Below are 12,966 nucleotides of genomic sequence, written 5' to 3'. Positions count from 1 at the left end.
TTAGAAGGCTTGGCCGCGCAGGTGTTCAACCGGATTGGCGAGCGGCTGTCGATAGGCCCCGCGTCGCCGGGGATGCAGCCCAAGTGCTAAAAGTTTTGGAACACTGGTCAGCGAGATGGGTCATTTTTCATAGGTGTTAAATAGCACGACAGCGTTTGGCTCAGGCAAGCCTGTCGAAGTGGATGGCACCTCGGCCCGCGCCGGCTGTGTGGCGATTCCCACGGAAAACACCCATGGCTATGAGGTGATTGTCGACGGTGCGATCCAAGCGTGCGCACAGACCTTGGCCGACTACCTGGCCACGTACTGAACCAGCATCAGGCTCGCACACGACGTGCAGGAGGATAAAACCGTGTCTATCGCCGTTTCCACTATTGACTACCTGAAACAACACGGTATGACCCTTACCACGGCCGAGTCCTGTACAGCGGGGAAAATCATCACCCTGCTGTCGGAAGTCGAGGGCGGTGGGGCGTGTATCGAGAGTGGGTACGTGGTGTATTCCCCTGAAGCCAAGCAGCGTTTGTTGGGCGTGCGTGCGTATACGATTGAGACCTTCAACCTCACCAGTTGCGAGGTCGCCCGTGAGATGGCCGCAGGCGCGATGCACGACAGTCCGGCGGACGTGGCCGTAGCCACCACCGGGCTGCTCGGCCCTGACGACATGGATGGCATTCCAGCCGGGACCATTTGCTTCGCCTGGGCTTATCGGGTGGGGCAGGGGGTGACTATTTTCAGCCGCAAGGAACGCTTCCTGGGTTCCCGTGAGCAGGTGCAGCTTTACGCGGCGGAGCATGCCTTGAAGTGGCTGCCGAATTTCCACCAGCGTGCCCTGGCCGGCGAGCAAGGTTAGCGAAGCCTTATTTGACCGGCTGCGAGGCCCATTCGCCGCCGGCTTTTTCACAGTCGATCTTGGCTTGGACCAGATCATTGGCGGCGTAGTGGTAGGTCACTACGCGGGCATTCTTGGGCAGCAATGCGCCTTCGTGATCCGGTGCCTTGGACGTCGAATGGGGATTGGCCAGGGCCTCCTGGGTCGGCGTGGCCTTGCAACTGGCGACATGGTTGCTGGCACAGGCCGCTACCTTGTTTTTCGTAGTGGGCATCATCTCCTTGTTCTCGTTGCTGCAAGACCAGTCGATGGCTTCAGGCGGCATGCCCTCGTAGCGGTAGCAGGTATGTTGCTCGACCGTCGGCACCTGGTCGCTTTGCCCGCGTGTTACCACATCGCAGGCGTCGGCCAGGGCCGTCGAGGACGTAAGGATGAGTAGCAAGGTGATCGGCAGTCGGACGTTCATAAACCTAATCTCCGCGCTTGCTTGAAAGGGCGAGCAGATGCGCCGCTTCGTAAGCATTGGAAAAGGCCACGAGCACTAAAGTTTGAACAATTTGCGCAGGCCTCGACGAGCGGCTGACCATTCGTCTAAGCCCGCGCCGATTTGTTGAACGCCCGCGCCTTCGTTCCGGACAGATACAGCAAGGGCCGACGAACGTTGCTTTCGTCTGGCGCCCTGGATATCAATCACTCAGCAGCAGGTGAACCATCATGAAGAAGCTCTATATGTGCCTGGGATTGTGCAGCGCGTTCATGCTTCACGGCTGTTTTGACAGTTCCGACAACACCACCAAGGACAACACCAGCGGGACCAAGTCTTCGGTACAGATGCAGGAAGGCAAGGCTGAGGAAAGCAAGTAGAGGCCCCTGGACTAAATGTGGGAGGGGGCTTGCTCCCGATATAGGTGTGTCAGTCTATGCAACTGTGACTGAACTACCGCCATCGGGAGCAAGCCCCCTCCCACAGTTCATACATCACTCAGCGCATATGCAGGATGATCGGGCTGCTACTCGCAGGGTCGGTATGCCCGCGCAATTTACCCACAGCCTTCGCATTGATCGCGCCACCGTTGTTGCCCCAGGTGCCGCGTACATAGCTCAGCACGTCGGCGATTTCTTGATCGGACAGTTGCTCACGAAACGCCGGCATACGGTAGGCGTCCGGCATCCCGGCCGCCACCACGCGTTGAGAGCCGTTGAGGGTGATGTTGATCGCGGAGGCGTCTTCCTTCGCCAAGGCTGAAGTGGCCCCAGCCAATGGCGGCATCCACTCCGGCTGGCCCTTGCCGTCCAGGCCGTGGCACGAGGCGCAGCGTGTGGCATAGGTATGGGCGCCCGGGTTTTGCGCCGGGGTGTTGGCGACCGCCTGATACTGCCATGGTGAGCCCTCACGCTGCTGGTCGCCGGGCAGTGACTTGAGGTAACGAGCGATGGCGGCCAGGTCATCGTCCTGCATGAACTGCGTGGAGTTGTTGAACGCTTCGGTCATCGAACCGTAGACCACCGCATGGGCATTACGCCCGGTCTTGAGGAACTGCACGATCTGCGCCTCGCTCCAGCGGCCCAGGCCGGTGTTGTGGTCCTGGCGCAGGCTCGGCGCGTACCAGCCGTCGAGCAGGGCGCCGGCGAGGAACGGCGCGCCGGACTCATCCAGGGCTTTCTCGTTGAAGGCCAGGCCACGGGGTGTATGGCAACTGCCGCAATGGCCGGGACCCTGGACGATATAGGCGCCACGGTTCCACAGTGCATCCTGGCCGGGCTTGGCCGTATAGGTGGCGGTGGGGGCGAACACGCCGTTCCACAAAGCGATGGGCCAGCGCATATTGAGCGGCCAGGGAATGTCACTGGGGATGTTCGCCTGGTTGGCGGGTTGCACGCCTTGCATGAAAAACGCGTACAGCGCCTTCACGTCGTCATCGCTGAGCTTTACATAGGACGGGTAGGGCATGGCCGGGTACAGCCGTCGCCCGCCCGGCGCTACGCCGTGGCGTACGGCGCGGTCGAAGTCGGCCAGGCTATAGGCGCCAATGCCATGCTCGCGGTCGGGGGTGATGTTGGTGGCGTGAATCGCCCCCAGTGGCGTGGCCATTTCCAGGCCACCGGCAAAGGGCTGCTTGCCGGCGAGGCTGTGACAGGCCACGCAGTCACTCACCCGCGCAACGTATTCGCCGCGACTGACCAAGGTGGGCTCGAAACTTGTAGCCTGTTGCTGTTCAAAAGGCGAAGCGGGCTGGCGTGTGACGTACCAGGCCAGCAGGCCTGCGGCGACCACGCAGGGCAGCACCAGCCACCCTGCGGTTCTTGCGAATCGGCGGTTGTTCATCGGCGTTCCCTGTCGGTTAGCTAAAGGTGTAGCGGCTCAATGGCAGACTGCGGATGCGCTGGCCGGTCAACTGCGCCACCGCGTTGGCCACAGCCGGCGCCACCGCGGGCAGCGGCGGTTCGCCGATACCGCCCATCTTTTCGCCACTCTCGACGATCTTCACGTGAACCTGAGCCATACGCGAGGGCGGCAGGATCGGATACAGGTCGTAGTTACGTGCTCGTGGCATACCGTCCACGTACACCGCTTCCTCCAGCAATGTTTGCGACAGGCCCAAGGCCACAGCGCCGCTGACCTGGGCTTGAATGATCGCCGGGTTGACGATGCTGCCCGGGTCGATAGCCTCCCAGATATGGTGGACCTTGACCTGGCCGTTCTCGATCGACACTTCGGCCACTACCGCCGCGTGAGAGCCAAAGGGTGAGGCCATGGCCACCCCGCGAGCACGGCGCGTGCCGTCCTCTGCGGTGTAGGGGCCGCGCTTCCAGCCCCCCGACAACTCGCCCACGGCTTGCAGCAAGGTGGTCAACCGGGGGTTGTCACGCAGCAAGTGCAGGCGCAGCTCATACGGGTCGTGGCCGCCTTTGTCCGCCAGCTCATCCAGGAACGCTTCATAGAAAAAGTCGTTGAGGGAGTTACCCACCGAACGCCAGTAGCCAAGCATGGGCGCGCCCTTGACGTAGATCTGCGCGATGCGCTTGTTGGGGATCGCATAACTCTTGCCCGACAGGCCTTCCAGGGCGGTAGGGTCGATCTGCTCGCCCTGTTTGCCACTGAGGGCTTCAGTGGGGCCTTCGGTGGCGCTGACCGCTTCGATGGCCACCGGCAGGCCTTTGTCATCCAGTGCGGCGCGGAATTTGACCACGGCGACTGGGCGCAGCACATCGCGCAGGAACTCTTCCTCACGACTCCAGATCAGCTTGATCGGGCGGCCGACGGCCTTGGCCAACGCGATGGCCTGTGGGTACGGGTTGGCTGAGTCATACAGGAAATGCCGACCAAAAAAGCCCCCCAGCAGTGGCGAGTGCAGGGTGATTTGCTCGGGGGCCAGGCCCGTGCGCTTGGCGATGTCAGCACGGAACATATCCGGCGCCTGGTTGGGCAGCCACACCTCCAGGGTGCCGTCCGGGTTGAAGCGCGCCAAGGCCGAAGGCGGTTCCAGTTGGGCGTGGTTGAGGTATTGATTATGGTAGGTGGCTTCGACTCGGGTCTTGGCGCCGGCCAGTGCACCGGCCACATCGCCTTCGTTTTCGTCATCGCGGGCCGGGCCTTGCTGGGCGGCAAGGAAGTCGCGGTGCTTGTCGCTGGAAAAGTCTGCCGGCATCGCCCGCACGGTCGAGTCGGCAGAGGCTTCCTGCCAGTCAACCTGGATGGCCTCGACCGCACGCTTGGCGTGCCACCAACGTTCGGCCACCACCGCCACCGCGCCGGGCAAGGTGTGAACCGAATGCACGCCCGTCATGGCTTGGACCTGGGCCTGATTGCGCAGGCTGCCCACCGTCATACCCAGGCGCGGCGCGTGCTGGACGGCGGCGTGGAGCATGCCGTCGATTTTCAGATCGATGGTGTAGAGCGCCTTGCCAGTGGATTTGTCATAGGCATCCAGGCGTTTTACCGGCTTGCCGATCCAGCGGAACTGGCTCGGGTCGCGCAACGTGATGGTGGCGGGGTCGGGCACCGGCATGTCCAGGGCGCGGCCGGCTAGCTCGCCGTAGCCCACGGAGCGGCCGGACGCGGCGTGTACCACGCGGCCAGGCTGGGTAGTCAGTTCACTCAGCGGTACGCGCAGTTGCTCGGCGCCGGCTTGCATCAGCATGGCGCGGGCGAGGGCGCCGAGGCGGCGCATGGTCGGGTAGCTCATGCGCACCGACATGCTGCCGCCGGTGATGCGCATACCGTTTTCCATCACCACGTAGGCTTCACCGGGCGGGGCCGCTTCGACGATAAACGTGGCGGGGTCGGCATCCAGTTCTTCGCCGATGATCTGTGCCATGGCGGTATGGGTGCCCTGGCCGCCCTCCATGAAGGGGCTGAGCAGGCGCACGCTACCGTCGGGGCGAATCTCCAGGAACGCCGGCACTTGGGTGCCGCGTTCAGCTGCGCCGCCGGTAGCGGCCTGCACGCGGGACACACCGAGGGGCAGGCCGAAGCCGATGACCAGCGCACCCACGGCGGTACTGGCAAGGAAGCGACGACGCGACAGGTTGATCGGCTCGTCCAGCTTAACGCCCGGCAGGATCTCAGACATGTTCATCAGGCGGTCTCCTTCCCGGCTGCCAGGCCATCCATGGCGGCATGGATGGCGTTGTAGGTGCCGCAGCGGCATAGGTTGACCATTGCCGCATCAATCTGCGCTTTGGATGGAGTGGGGGTGTGCTTGAGCAGTGCAGTGGCCGCCATCACTTGCCCGGACTGGCAGTAACCGCATTGCGCTACCTGGTGCTCGACCCAGGCCGAGACCACGCGTTTGCCTACCGCATCGGCCTCGATGGCTTCGATGGTGGTGATCTCACGCCCGATCACCCCGGCTACCGGCGTGACGCAGGAGCGCACCAGATTGCCGTCCACCAGCACCGAACAGGCGCCACACTGGGCCAGGCCGCAGCCGTACTTGGTGCCGGTCAGCCCCAGATTGTCGCGGATCACCCACAACAAGGGGGTGTCGGCTTCGGCATCGACTTGATAGGCCTTTTGGTTGATACGTAATTCCATGGCTCACCTGCTGATCAACGGTTGGTGCTGCTGAGTTCTTATAGGAGCGGTGCGACTGTACGTCGCCCATCGTCGAACTCTAGACCACCGCGCAACAGCTATCTATGCAATTGCCTTCAAGTCCAGAGGATCAGGCAAGAATTCAACAGGATTGGGTCACATCCGTCTGTAGGAGTCAGCTTGCTCGCGAAAAACGTCAACGATAACGCGTGTTTCCTGAATAAACGCGGCGCCTATGGGTTTTTCGCGAGCAAGCTCGCTCCTACAAGAGCCTTCATCAGCCGTCAGCAAATTGAAACCCGCCTGACAGTTTTTCCTTCAAATACCCCACCAACACCGTCACCGACCTGGGCACATGGGGCGAATAGGGCCGTATCAGGTAAATCTCATCGGCAAACGCACCCTTTAGCGTCCACCCTTTCAACACCTGCACCAACTTGCCGCTGGCTAAAGCGGCCTGGGCACTGAAGTCTGGGAGCAGGGCGATGCCCAGGTGGTTGAGCGCCGCGTCACGCAAGGCTTCGCTGTTGTTGGTAGAAAAGCTGCCGGCGATGGGCACGGTGACGCGCTGGCTGTTTTTACCGACGCGCTCGAAGGTCCAGGCCGGCTGGTCGCTGCCCCGTGGGTAGTAGAGGCAGTTATGCGCGCTGAGATCTGCCGGGGTTCGCGGTTCGCCGTGGTGTTGCAGGTAGTCTCGAGTGGCGACCAATACCGAGGTGGTGTCGCACAGCTTCCACGCCACATGGGTCTCCGGCACCTGGAAACCATGGCGCACCGCCAGGTCGTAACCCTCGGCCGCCAGTGAGCTCAAGGCGTCGGACACATCGAGCTGAATGCGCACCTGCGGATACTGCTGCAAAAAACCGGAAAGATGCGGCACCAGTTGTTGCCGGGCGAACGCCACCGGGGCGGTCAGGCGTACCAGGCCGCGAATTTCGCCGACCGAATCGCGCACCGAGGAGAAGCTGCGGGCGATCTGCGCGTAGGCGCTGCGCACGTCGCGGGTCAATGCCAACCCGGCCTCGGTCAGTCGCACGCTGCGCGTGGTGCGGGTTACCAGGCGCGTGCCGGTGGCTTTCTCCAGGTCGGAGATACGCTGGCTGACCGCGGATTTGCTCACCCCAAGGCGGGCGGCCGCAGCGGTGTAGGTGCCGTGTTCCTCCAGCACCGACAGCCAGTGAATGTGGGTCCACAAGCCTTCGATCTCAACCTTCTCCATGAGTGTATTGTTCGCCTGTCAGGACAATAAGTTCTGGATTCTGCTCTGGTTTGGAACAAATCGAAAGCCTATCGTGTGTTCCAACGCTACCCACCGGGGATCCATTGCCATGACCACCACCATCGAACACTACATCAACGACCAGCGCGTCAGCCGCGATGATCGCTACCAGGACGTCTACAACCCAGCCACCGGCGAAGTGACCGGGCGCGTGGCCCTGGCCAGCCGCCAGACCGTTGCCGAAGCTGTCGATGCCGCCCAGGCTGCATTTGCCGGCTGGGCCGACACGCCGCCGATCCGCCGCGCCCGTGTATTGTTCGAATACCTGCACCTGCTGCGCGAACGCAAGGACGACCTGGCGCGCATCATTGTTGCCGAGCATGGCAAGGTCTTCACCGATGCCCAAGGTGAAGTCGACCGTGGCATCGATATCCTCGAATTCGCCTGCGGCATTCCCAACCTGCTCAAGGGCGAGCATTCCGACCAGGTGTCCCGTGGCATGGACAACTGGACGATGCGCCAACCCCTGGGCGTCGTCGCTGGCGTCACGCCGTTCAACTTCCCGGTGATGGTGCCGATGTGGATGTACCCTATCGCCATCGCGGCGGGCAACACCTTCATCCTCAAGCCCAGCCCTACTGACCCGAGTGCCGCGCTGTTCATGGCCGAGCTGCTGCGTGAAGCCGGCTTGCCCAAAGGTGTGTTCAACGTGGTGCAGGGCGACAAGGAGTCGGTGGACGCACTGATCGAACACCCTGACGTCAAGGCCGTGAGCTTCGTCGGCTCCACGCCGATTGCCCAGTACATCTACGAGAGCGGCGCCCGCAACGGCAAGCGCGTACAAGGCCTGGGCGGGGCGAAAAACCATATGGTGGTGATGCCCGATGCCGATATCGAGCGTACCGTCGACGCGCTGATGGGCGCCGCCTACGGCAGTGCCGGCGAGCGCTGCATGGCGATCTCGGTAGCGGTGCTGGTGGGGGATGTGGGTGATAAAGTCATTGCCGCCTTAACCGAGCGCGCCAAGACGTTGCGCATCACCGATGGCCGCGATTTGAAAGCCGAGATGGGCCCGATCGTGTCGCGGGCGGCGCTGGAGCGTATCAGCGGTTATATCGAGCAGGGCGTACAGGCCGGCGCGCACTTGTTGCTCGATGGCCGTGACTACGTGCCCACCGAGCCTGGCCTGGAAAACGGCTTCTGGCTCGGCGCCACCTTGTTCGACCACGTGACCCGCGACATGAGCATCTACCGCGAAGAAATCTTCGGCCCGGTTCTGGCCTGTGTACGCGTGAATGATTTCGCCGAGGCGGTAAAGCTGGTCAACGACCATGAGTTCGGCAACGGCGTCAGCTGCTTCACCCGCGACGGCAACATCGCCCGCGAATTTGCCCGGCGCATTGAAGTGGGCATGGTCGGCATCAACGTGCCGATCCCGGTGCCCATGGCCTGGCATGGTTTTGGTGGCTGGAAGAAGAGCCTGTTCGGCGACATGCATGCCTATGGCACCGAGGGCGTGCGCTTCTACACCAAGCAGAAGTCGATCATGCAGCGCTGGTCGGAGAGCATCGAGCAGGGCGCGGAATTTGCGATGCCTGTTTCAAAATAAGGTCTCACAGGCACTGTAGATCCAGATGTGGGAGGGGGCTTGCCCCCGATTGCAGAGTGTCAGGCACTGTAAAAGTGGCTGATACACCGCAATCGGGGGCAAGCCCCCTCCCACATTTTTATGTGTGTTGCCCTGAATTGACCTCTAGAGCATAAAAGTCCATTATGGAATTATAAGTACAAATTCATCGCTACACGTTTTTCTTCACTCTTGCCAAACCAACAACAACCCGCGAGAACCCGATCATGAAGAAACGCCACCTTATCCCCGCCCTGGCCCTGAGCCTGTTTGCCGCAAGCCACTTGCTCGCCGCCGAGAAACCCCTACGTATCGGCATCGAGGCCGCTTACCCGCCGTTCGCCTCAAAGACCGGTGACGGCAAGATCGTCGGTTTCGACTACGACATCGGCAACGCCCTGTGTGCGCAAATGAAGGTCAAGTGCGTGTGGGTTGAAGGTGAGTTCGACGGTCTGATTCCGTCCCTCAAGGTCAAGAAAATCGACATGGCGCTGTCGTCCATGACCATTAATGAAGACCGCAAGAAATCGGTGGATTTCACCCACAAGTATTACTTCACCTCCTCACGCCTGGTGATGAAGGACGGCGCGGTGGTGGATGACCAGTACGCCAGCCTCAAGGGCAAGAACGTCGGCGTGCAGCGCGCCACCACCACCGACCGCTATGCCACCGAGGTGTTCGAACCCAAGGGCATCAACGTCAAGCGCTACAGCAATAACGAAGAAATCTACATGGACCTGGCCGCAGGGCGCCTGGATGCGATCTTTGCCGACACCATCCCCCTGAGCGACTTCCTGGCGATGCCACGCGGCCAGGGCTACGCCTTTGTCGGCCCGGAGCTCAAGGATCCGAAATACGTGGGCGAGGGCGCGGGGATTGCGGTGCGCAAGGGCAATACGGCATTGGTCAGCGAGTTGAATGCGGCCATCGATGGCATTCGAGCCAGTGGCGAATACCAGAAGATTTCGCAGCAGTACTTCAAGACCGATATCTACGGCGACTGAAGGTCACTGCGGCGAACGGGTGTGGCGGGCGTTAACCCTTCAACTCCTTCAAATGCTTGTAGACCGTCGCCCGCCCCATGCCCAGCACATTGGCCACATAGTTGGAGGCGCTCTTGCCCTTGAATGCGCCTTCGGCATGCAGTGCCAGCACCAGTTCACGCTTGTGGTCGCGGGTCAGCAGGTTGAGGCTCAGCTGACGCTCGCGCAGCCAGGCATGCAGGAACGTGTTGATGCGTTCCTGCCAATCATCGCGAAACAATGCATCTGGCTGGGCGATCAGCTTGCTTGGCGACAGGAACAGGTCCAGTGCTGCCTTGGCGGTTTCAAACATCGAGATATTCAGGTTGATACACAACACGGCCAGCCGGCGGCCTTTGTGGTCGTGCAGCACAGTGCTCAGGCTGCGAATTTTCTGACCGTCCCAGTTGAGTTTTTCGTAAGGGCCGATATTCACTTCGCTGACGTCACCGTCCAGCATGTCCTCCAGCGACGAATCATCACCCAAACTGCGTTTAGATAGATTGTTGGCGATGTAGTCGACGGTTTGCGTACGCAAGTCATGCAGCACCACTTCCGCATGGGGAAAGAACAGGGTGGCGATCGCATCGGCGATCCCACGAAAGTTTTGCATGACGGTGTCTTGTTCGGCGATGGTCATCAATGGGGCTCCAGGCGGACGGGGGAGAGCATACCAGCGTCCAGGCCGAATCGCGTCAGCGCCTCGGGCAGCGGCGCGCCGCGCACCAGTGCGGCGCTGGCCTGGCCCATGGCGGGCGACGTCTGGATACCATAACCACCCTGTGCTGCCACCCAGAACAGCCCTGGCACCTGCGGGTCAAAACCGCAGAGCAAATCACCGTCGTGCACGAAACTGCGCAGCCCGGCCCAGGTGCGCGTGGGGCGGCGGATGGTCAGGGTGGTGGCCTCTTCAATCTGGTAGATGCCCATGGCGATATCCAGTTCTTCGGGCTGCACGTCCTGGGGCTCCACTGGGTCGGCGTTGGCCGGCGAGCCAAGGAACATGCCGGCATCCGGCTTCATGTAGAAGGCTTCGTCGAGGGCTACCAGCATTGGCCAGCCGTGGCTGTCCAGGCCGTCGGGGCCGGCGAAGATAAAGGCCGAGCGGCGCTTGGGTTGCAGGCCGATGGACGCCGCGCCCGCCAGCCCGCCGATATGGTCGGCCCAGGCGCCGGCGGCGTTGATGATGATCGGCGCACGGAAGGTTGCATCCTGTGTACGCACCTGCCAGCAACCGTCGGCATCGCGACTCAGGCCCAGCACATGGCTGTCGGTGCGCACCTCGCCGTGGTTACGGCGTATACCGCGCAGGTAGCCCTGGTGCAGGGCGTCGGTGTCGATGTCGCAGGCGGTGGGGTCATAGATGGCACCGTGGACTTTTTCGCGGCGCAGGATCGGCAGCCGTGCACAGGCTTCGTCGGCACTCAGGCGTTCCACCTGTTCGACGGTAGCCTTGGCGTTCAGGTATTGGCTGTCCAACTCCGCCGGATCGCCGTTAAAGTCGACGGTCATTTCGCCCCGGGGTGTGAGCAGCGGGTGCTCGCAGAAGCCCGCTGGCGGTTGATCGAAAAACGCCCGGCTGGCCAGGGTCAGCGCGCGCACTTGCGGGGTGCCATACGCGGCCGTGTAGAGCGCCGCCGAACGGCCAGTGGAGTGATAGGCCGGGTGGTTTTCGCGCTCCAGCACCAGCACCTTGCTGTGCTGCGACAACCAGAAACCGGTGGATGCGCCGGCAATGCCGCCGCCGATGATGATGAAGTCTGCCTGGTGCATAACAATCTCCGGGTTAGCGTTGCAGTTGGTAGAGGGCATTGGCCAATGCAATGTCTTCCAGGCCCAGGCCGATGGAGCGGAAAAATACAGGCCGATCGTAGTTTGGGCGTTGCGCCATGTCGCTGAGCAATTCGGGCAAGTCACCGAGCACTGCGCGCGCGTCCCAGCCGTGCTGTTCGCTGGCGATCAGCATATCGCCGGCCGCGCCCGGAGTGGTCTGCCGATAGTCGCAGTACACCTGCATCTGGTTGAGGCACGCCGGGGGCACTTCATGGGCTCGCGGTGCATTGGTGCTGATGGAGGTGATCAGCGCGGGCTTGCGCAAGCGCATCGGGTCGATCACCGGGCCAGCCGATGAGGTGCAGAGCATAATCACATCCGCGTCCTCTACAGCGGCATCGCAAGTGTCGGCGAGGGCCAGGCGCGGGTCCAGGCCGGTCAACTGCGCACGGGTGTCGGCGCTGGCACTGCCAAGGCTGGGGGAGCACAGACGGATGTGCTGCCAGTCGCGCAGGTTCTGCACATAACGCAGGTGCGCCTGGGCGACCTTGCCGCTGCCGATGATCGCCAGGCGCTGCGCTGTCGCCGGGGCCAGGGCGTCCACCGCCAATGCAGTGGTCGCAGCGGTGCGCGCAGTGGTCAGTTCAGAGGCGTCGCACAACAGCAGCGGCTGGCCGCTATGCATCGACATCAACAGCGTCCACGCCGTCACCAGGGGCCCGTGCTCACGCACGATATAGGGTGAGGTCTTGACTCCATACACCCCGTCCTCGGCCAGCACCCCCAGGTAGTTGATAAAGTCACCGGCACCGTGGGGGAACTCCACCCACTGCTGCGGCGGTTGCACCGCCTGCCCGGCGGCCAGGTCACGGAACAGCTTGCGCAGGATAAGCGGCACGTCTATCTGGGCGAGCAATGCCCGCGCCTGAACTTGATCGATGATGAGGGGGGCATTGGACATGGATGTCTCCAGGGAAACTAATTTGTCTATTATGGACATTTAGTTCTTGTACGCAATAACCCCTGGAAAAAATGGAGATCAATGTGGGAGGGGGCTTGCTCCCGATGGCGGTGTGTCAGTAACAAATGTGCTTACTGACACTCCSYCATCGGGAGCAAGCCYCCTCCCACAGTTTTAACYGCGTTTCAGGCAGTGGCTTTTGTGCAGGTCAGGCACTCGATGGAGCGATCCACCGTGGTCTTGGCAATTTCCAGCAAATGCCACACCGCCAGGATCTTCGCGCGCTCGGGGCTTTGTAGCAGCTCGCCGCAGTCCAGCGCGGTGGCGGATGCGCTGTCGAGCAAACTGGCGGTGTAGAGCAGGGCATCTTCGAAGCTCAGGTCTTCGTTGACGCAGTGGAAGCCTTGGGTGGGCAGGTAGTGGTCGATGGCGCGGTTGAAGGCGGCGCGGTCTTTTGCGGGATCGCGGGGTGGGTCGGGTAGGACTTTATTCAT

General features: G+C 62.0%; 13 protein-coding genes and 1 pseudogene. 5 read left to right on the top strand and 9 right to left on the bottom strand.

Annotation, left to right across the window (positions count from 1 at the left end; all coding sequences use genetic code 11):
• Positions 1–181 precede the first annotated feature (181 nt).
• Together ASD70_RS28880 and ASD70_RS07050 are read left to right on the top strand one after the other, a co-directional pair.
• A pseudogene (locus ASD70_RS28880) lies at positions 182–310 on the top strand (M42 family peptidase); the annotation flags it as partial.
• A 42-nt stretch (positions 311–352) separates the two neighbouring features.
• Complete coding sequence (locus ASD70_RS07050) at positions 353–853, top strand: CinA family protein (protein ID WP_056846031.1); 501 nt, start codon at positions 353–355, stop codon at positions 851–853.
• A 7-nt stretch (positions 854–860) separates the two neighbouring features.
• Here the strand turns inward: ASD70_RS07050 and ASD70_RS07045 are convergent, their stop codons facing one another.
• Positions 861–1,298 (bottom strand): hypothetical protein, encoded by a 438-nt coding sequence (locus tag ASD70_RS07045; RefSeq protein WP_056846030.1) that lies wholly within the window; start codon positions 1,296–1,298, stop codon positions 861–863.
• A gap of 248 nt (positions 1,299–1,546) precedes the next feature.
• On the opposite strand from ASD70_RS07045, the gene ASD70_RS29115 reads away from it, so the two are divergent.
• Positions 1,547–1,696, top strand: a complete 150-nt coding sequence (locus ASD70_RS29115; protein ID WP_173664482.1) for a hypothetical protein — start codon at positions 1,547–1,549, stop codon at positions 1,694–1,696.
• A 118-nt stretch (positions 1,697–1,814) separates the two neighbouring features.
• On the opposite strand, the gene ASD70_RS07040 is transcribed toward ASD70_RS29115, so the two are convergent.
• The 4 genes from ASD70_RS07040 to ASD70_RS07025 all read right to left on the bottom strand — a co-directional run bounded on the left by ASD70_RS07040 (position 1,815) and on the right by ASD70_RS07025 (position 7,089).
• The gene (locus tag ASD70_RS07040; RefSeq protein ID WP_056846029.1) at positions 1,815–3,158 is read right to left on the bottom strand and encodes a c-type cytochrome; all 1,344 of its coding nucleotides are present in this window, start codon (positions 3,156–3,158) and stop codon (positions 1,815–1,817) included.
• 16 nt (positions 3,159–3,174) lie between these two features.
• On the bottom strand, positions 3,175–5,412 hold the full coding sequence (locus ASD70_RS07035) for a xanthine dehydrogenase family protein molybdopterin-binding subunit (RefSeq protein WP_056846028.1): 2,238 nt from the start codon (positions 5,410–5,412) through the stop codon (positions 3,175–3,177).
• Entirely contained in the window at positions 5,412–5,870 is a 459-nt protein-coding gene (locus ASD70_RS07030) for a (2Fe-2S)-binding protein (RefSeq protein WP_056846027.1), read from the bottom strand. Before ASD70_RS07030 ends, ASD70_RS07035 begins: the two co-directional genes overlap by 1 nt.
• Before the next feature lie 277 nt (positions 5,871–6,147).
• Positions 6,148–7,089, bottom strand: coding sequence for a LysR family transcriptional regulator (locus tag ASD70_RS07025; RefSeq protein ID WP_046072117.1), 942 nt, complete (start codon positions 7,087–7,089; stop codon positions 6,148–6,150).
• 109 nt (positions 7,090–7,198) lie between these two features.
• Between ASD70_RS07025 and ASD70_RS07020 the strand changes: the two genes are divergently transcribed.
• Entirely contained in the window at positions 7,199–8,698 is a 1,500-nt protein-coding gene (locus tag ASD70_RS07020; protein WP_056846026.1) for a CoA-acylating methylmalonate-semialdehyde dehydrogenase, read from the top strand.
• A gap of 245 nt (positions 8,699–8,943) precedes the next feature.
• Entirely contained in the window at positions 8,944–9,720 is a 777-nt protein-coding gene (locus ASD70_RS07015) for an ABC transporter substrate-binding protein (protein ID WP_046072119.1), read from the top strand.
• 31 nt (positions 9,721–9,751) lie between these two features.
• Here ASD70_RS07015 and ASD70_RS07010 read toward each other — a convergent pair whose 3' ends face one another.
• The 4 genes from ASD70_RS07010 to ASD70_RS06995 all read right to left on the bottom strand — a co-directional run bounded on the left by ASD70_RS07010 (position 9,752) and on the right by ASD70_RS06995 (position 12,966).
• A complete protein-coding gene (locus ASD70_RS07010; protein WP_046072120.1) occupies positions 9,752–10,378 on the bottom strand; it encodes a helix-turn-helix transcriptional regulator in 627 nt (208 codons plus the stop codon).
• Complete coding sequence (locus ASD70_RS07005; RefSeq protein ID WP_046072121.1) at positions 10,378–11,511, bottom strand: NAD(P)/FAD-dependent oxidoreductase; 1,134 nt, start codon at positions 11,509–11,511, stop codon at positions 10,378–10,380. Before ASD70_RS07005 ends, ASD70_RS07010 begins: the two co-directional genes overlap by 1 nt.
• A 13-nt stretch (positions 11,512–11,524) precedes the next feature.
• Positions 11,525–12,472: an ornithine cyclodeaminase family protein gene (locus tag ASD70_RS07000; RefSeq protein WP_056846025.1), complete on the bottom strand. Its 948-nt coding sequence runs from the start codon at positions 12,470–12,472 to the stop codon at positions 11,525–11,527.
• 185 nt (positions 12,473–12,657) lie between these two features.
• The gene (locus ASD70_RS06995) at positions 12,658–12,966 is read right to left on the bottom strand and encodes a DUF6124 family protein (protein WP_043050242.1); all 309 of its coding nucleotides are present in this window, start codon (positions 12,964–12,966) and stop codon (positions 12,658–12,660) included.

Origin of the sequence: Pseudomonas sp. Root569, assembly GCF_001427465.1 — a bacterium.
Classification (GTDB): Bacteria; Pseudomonadota; Gammaproteobacteria; order Pseudomonadales; family Pseudomonadaceae; genus Aquipseudomonas; species Aquipseudomonas synxantha.
The sequence above is the reverse complement of the archived record's forward strand: the minus strand, read 5'-3'. Positions and strand labels throughout refer to the sequence as shown.

Bases quoted from the DNA above. Each gene is read 5' to 3' on its own strand.
- ASD70_RS07045 (WP_056846030.1), bottom strand. From the start codon at position 1,298: ATGAACGTCCGACTGCCGATCACCTTGCTACTCATCCTTACGTCCTCG.
- ASD70_RS29115 (WP_173664482.1), top strand. From the start codon at position 1,547: ATGAAGAAGCTCTATATGTGCCTGGGATTGTGCAGCGCGTTCATGCTT.
- ASD70_RS07040 (WP_056846029.1), bottom strand. From the start codon at position 3,158: ATGAACAACCGCCGATTCGCAAGAACCGCAGGGTGGCTGGTGCTGCCC.
- ASD70_RS07035 (WP_056846028.1), bottom strand. From the start codon at position 5,412: ATGAACATGTCTGAGATCCTGCCGGGCGTTAAGCTGGACGAGCCGATC.
- ASD70_RS07030 (WP_056846027.1), bottom strand. From the start codon at position 5,870: ATGGAATTACGTATCAACCAAAAGGCCTATCAAGTCGATGCCGAAGCC.
- ASD70_RS07025 (WP_046072117.1), bottom strand. From the start codon at position 7,089: ATGGAGAAGGTTGAGATCGAAGGCTTGTGGACCCACATTCACTGGCTG.
- ASD70_RS07020 (WP_056846026.1), top strand. From the start codon at position 7,199: ATGACCACCACCATCGAACACTACATCAACGACCAGCGCGTCAGCCGC.
- ASD70_RS07015 (WP_046072119.1), top strand. From the start codon at position 8,944: ATGAAGAAACGCCACCTTATCCCCGCCCTGGCCCTGAGCCTGTTTGCC.
- ASD70_RS07010 (WP_046072120.1), bottom strand. From the start codon at position 10,378: ATGACCATCGCCGAACAAGACACCGTCATGCAAAACTTTCGTGGGATC.
- ASD70_RS07005 (WP_046072121.1), bottom strand. From the start codon at position 11,511: ATGCACCAGGCAGACTTCATCATCATCGGCGGCGGCATTGCCGGCGCA.
- ASD70_RS07000 (WP_056846025.1), bottom strand. From the start codon at position 12,472: ATGTCCAATGCCCCCCTCATCATCGATCAAGTTCAGGCGCGGGCATTG.
- ASD70_RS06995 (WP_043050242.1), bottom strand. From the start codon at position 12,966: ATGAATAAAGTCCTACCCGACCCACCCCGCGATCCCGCAAAAGACCGC.